The organism is Ruegeria sp., assembly GCF_028066395.1.
In the GTDB taxonomy this organism is placed as follows: Bacteria; Pseudomonadota; Alphaproteobacteria; order Rhodobacterales; family Rhodobacteraceae; genus Ruegeria.
Genome location: NZ_JALCBM010000054.1, coordinates 5,562 through 9,300 on the forward strand (window position 1 = coordinate 5,562; position 3,739 = coordinate 9,300).

The 3,739-nt window shown below is 59.6% G+C and carries 4 protein-coding genes; 3 read left to right on the forward strand and 1 reads right to left on the reverse strand.

Annotated features, from left to right (window positions below; genetic code table 11):
• Positions 1-71: 71 nt before the first annotated feature.
• On the forward strand, positions 72-653 hold the full coding sequence (locus MPJ51_RS15880) for a PA14 domain-containing protein (RefSeq protein ID WP_298388694.1): 582 nt from the start codon (positions 72-74) through the stop codon (positions 651-653).
• A 39-nt stretch (positions 654-692) separates the two neighbouring features.
• Here MPJ51_RS15880 and MPJ51_RS15885 read toward each other — a convergent pair whose 3' ends face one another.
• Complete coding sequence (locus MPJ51_RS15885) at positions 693-1,652, reverse strand: L-malyl-CoA/beta-methylmalyl-CoA lyase (RefSeq protein ID WP_298388696.1); 960 nt, start codon at positions 1,650-1,652, stop codon at positions 693-695.
• Between the two features lie 295 nt (positions 1,653-1,947).
• Between MPJ51_RS15885 and dgcN the strand changes: the two genes are divergently transcribed.
• Positions 1,948-2,949 (forward strand): N-acetyltransferase DgcN, encoded by a 1,002-nt coding sequence (gene dgcN / locus MPJ51_RS15890; protein ID WP_298388697.1) that lies wholly within the window; start codon positions 1,948-1,950, stop codon positions 2,947-2,949.
• A 92-nt stretch (positions 2,950-3,041) separates the two neighbouring features.
• The coding region (locus MPJ51_RS15895; protein WP_298388699.1) for a dipeptide epimerase at positions 3,042-3,739 on the forward strand (698 nt) is incomplete at its 3' end.

The following is a 3,739-nucleotide window of genomic DNA, read 5'->3' on the forward strand; positions in this document are numbered from 1 at the left end:
CCTAGAGTTTTCTTCGATAATGCCGCCCGAATGGTGAAAACACCGCAAGAGGCGCACTCAGGGAGAAGACCATGAAATTTATTCGGACCGGAGGGTTGGCCATTGCCATGGCGATGATCGCCAGTGCGGCGTTTGCCGCGCCTCTGAAACTGCAACCGGCAAGCCCGCAGCCCTCGAACCCCAAAGCGGGTTTGGACGTCAAATATAAGTGGGAAGGCAATCCGCCGCGCAAGATTCAGAACATGGCCAAGGCCAAGCAACTGATCAAGAAGGCGCAGCCCGGGACACCTCTGATCGGGCTGGATTACCGCGATACCACAGAAGGCGAACCGGTACTGACCTTCAATCAGGCTTATAACGTTGCCGCTCAGGTAACAGGCTATATCCGGTTTGATGCGCCCGGTATCTATGAGCTTGAGACCTGGTCGAATGACGGGATCGATGCCTGGGTTGGCGGTCAGCAGATCGGCTATGTCAGTGGTATTCAGGGATGTGACGCCAACCAACGGACCGAGGTCGAAGTGCCTCAGGCCGGATGGTATGCATTGAAGATCGACTATTTCCAGAAAAAGGGCACGTCCTGCCTGATGATGAAATGGGGCAAGCAGGGCGAGCGGTTTACCTGGACGCCCAATGATGTCTTCGGGCGCTGACTTTTGGAGGGAAAGGCGCTGAAACCAGCGCCTTTTTCATTAGCTGGCCGCGATCAACTCGGCCTGTGCCACGATCACCTCGGCCTGTTTGATCGACGCAATATCCACCAGACGCCCTTTGTAGACGGTTGCACCCTCGCCATTGGCCTTGGCCTGTTCCATTGCGGCGAGGATTTCACGTGCTTCGGACACGGCCTCGTCTGACGGGGTGAAGACCTGATTGGCTAATGCGATCTGTTTGGGGTGGATGGCCCATTTGCCGACCATGCCCAGCGTGGCCGAGCGTCTGGCTTGCGCGATATAGCCTTCGTCATCCGAGAAATCGCCAAACGGCCCGTCTACCGGCAAAACGCCGTGGGTGCGGCAGGCGGCGACGATGGCAGCCTGCGCCCAGTGCCACGGATCAGACCAGTGCTTTTTACCCTCGCGCAGCATGTAATAGTTTTCCTGCGTCCCGCCGATGCCGGTGGTCTGCATACCCATCGAGGCCGCGAAATCGGCAGCGCCCAGGCTCATCGCCTGCATGCGTGGGGACGAGGCGGCGATTTCCTCGACATGGGCGATACCGGCAGCGGATTCGATGATCACCTCGAAGGAAATCGGCTTGGTGCGACCCTTGGCCCGCTCAATGGCGGTGACCAGCGCGTCGACCGCATAGACATCCGCCGCGCAACCGACCTTGGGGATCATGATCTGGTCCAGCCGGTCGCCGGCCTGCTCCAGCACATCCACCACATCGCGATACCAATAGGGCGTGTCCAGCCCGTTGATCCGGACCGACATGTATTTGTTGCCCCAATCGACGGTGTTCAGTGCCTCGATCACGTTGGCGCGGGCCACGTCCTTGTCCGAGGGTGCCACGGAATCCTCAAGATCAAGGTTGATCACATCTGCCGCCGAAGCTGCCATTTTGGGAAACAGCTTGGTGTTCGAACCGGGGCCGAACAACTGACAACGATTGGGCCGGGCCGGGGCGGCGGGTTGGATGCGAAAGCTCATCTGGACCTCGTTCAGGTAAGGAAATTGCGATTTTCTTGCCAAATGAGGTATTAAATTGCCCAGAGCTTCGCAAGCATCTTTGTGCAATCGCGGCAATGCAATTGCAGCATTCGCCGGGATATACTGCGTCTTTGGTGATTAAAGATTAATCACTGTGAAAACTTGCAAGAAATATGCGCCAAATTCAGGAATGGCGCGAAAATCTCCCGGTGAGGTGATTTTAGCCGAAGGAAAACGCGAAACACTCGTCGGGGTTTCTTACTAGCCTGCGCCGGTAACAAAAGGAGTGCACCGCATGATCGAGACACCGTATCTGCTGTTTTTGGGCGATGCGCCCGATCAATTGGCCGCCAAGGTTGCGGTTGGAATCAAGGACTGGCGTCCCGAAAACGCGGTGGGACAATTCCGCATGGATGGGTGCAACGCGGATCTGGGCCTGACCGACATGACATTGGTCGAGGCGCGTGAAGCTGGCGCCAAGACACTGGTCATCGGTGTCGCCAACCGGGGCGGTGTGATCAGTCAGGAATGGAAAAAGGTTCTGGTGACCGCGCTGGAGGAAGGGTTCGATCTGGCCTCGGGCCTGCATAACCTGCTGCGGGACGAGCCCGATCTGGTCGCGGTGGCCGAAGCCACGGGCCGCAAGCTGCATGACGTGCGTATCCCCGAGGTGGATTATCCGATCGCAAACGGCATCAAACGCACCGGCAAGCGCTGTCTGGCTGTGGGCACCGATTGTTCGGTCGGCAAGATGTATACGGCGATGGCGATGGATGCCGAGATGCGCAAGCGTGGCATGAAGGCCACCTTCCGCGCCACCGGTCAGACAGGCATTCTGATCACCGGCGACGGCGTGCCGCTGGACGCGGTGATTGCGGATTTCATGGCCGGTGCGGTAGAATGGCTGACCCCGGACAATGACGAAGATCACTGGGACCTGATCGAAGGTCAGGGCTCACTCTTCCACGTGTCCTATTCCGGTGTGACCATGGCCCTGATCCATGGCGGCCAGCCTGATGCGCTGATCCTATGCCACGAGCCGACTCGCGCCCATATGCGCGGTCTGCCGACCTACGAACTGCCTTCGCTTGAGGCGCTGCGCGAGACGGCGCTGCATCTGGCGCGGGTGGCGAACCCGGATTGTCAGGTGGTCGGGATTTCGGTCAACACCCAGCATATGAGCGAGCAGGACGCGACCGCCTATCTGTCTGCGCTTGAGGCCGAGATGGGCCTGTCCGCGACTGATCCGTTCCGGTTCGGGTCGGGCAAGCTGGTTGAAGCGCTGGCTGCGCTTTGATCTAAGAACACCGCTGGGGGTGGGTGAGATTTTTCGACGAAAAATCTCGGCCTCCGGCGGGAGTATTTGGGAAAAGATGAAGGAGTGGTCGCGTGCGGATTGACGTCTCTCGGGATGTGTTTCGGTTGGCGCAGGTGTTCACGATCTCTCGTGGGTCGCGGACCGAGGCGCAAGTGCTGACGGTGCGGGTGTCGGATGGGGCGCATCAGGGCTGGGGCGAATGTGTGCCTTATGCGCGCTATGATGAAACGCTGGCGTCTGTTGAGGCTGAGATTGCCGGGCTGCCTGCTGAGTTTTCGCGCGACGGTCTGATGGATCTGTTGCCCGCAGGCGCCGCACGCAACGCGGTGGATTGCGCGCTGTGGGACCTTGAAGCCAAGCGCGCTGGCAAACGGGCGTGGGAACTGGCGGGTTTGCCTGTTCCGGGTCCTGAGATCACCGCATATACCCTGTCTTTGGACACGCCGGAAGCGATGCAGGCGCAGGCGGCAGCCAATGCGCATCGGCCTTTGTTGAAGATCAAGCTGGGCACGCCCGATGACATGCCCCGGCTTGAGGCCGTGCGTGCGGGTGCGCCCAATTCGAAGATCATTGTAGACGCCAACGAGGGCTGGTCGGCTGAGGTTTACGCTGATCTTGCCCCACATCTGGTGCGGCTGGGCGTGGCGCTGGTGGAACAGCCCTTGCCTGCCGGGGATGATGAGGCGTTGATCGGCATGGATCGTCCGGTCCCGGTTTGTGCCGACGAATCCTGCCATGATCGCGCAAGCCTGCCTGCGTTGAAGGGCAA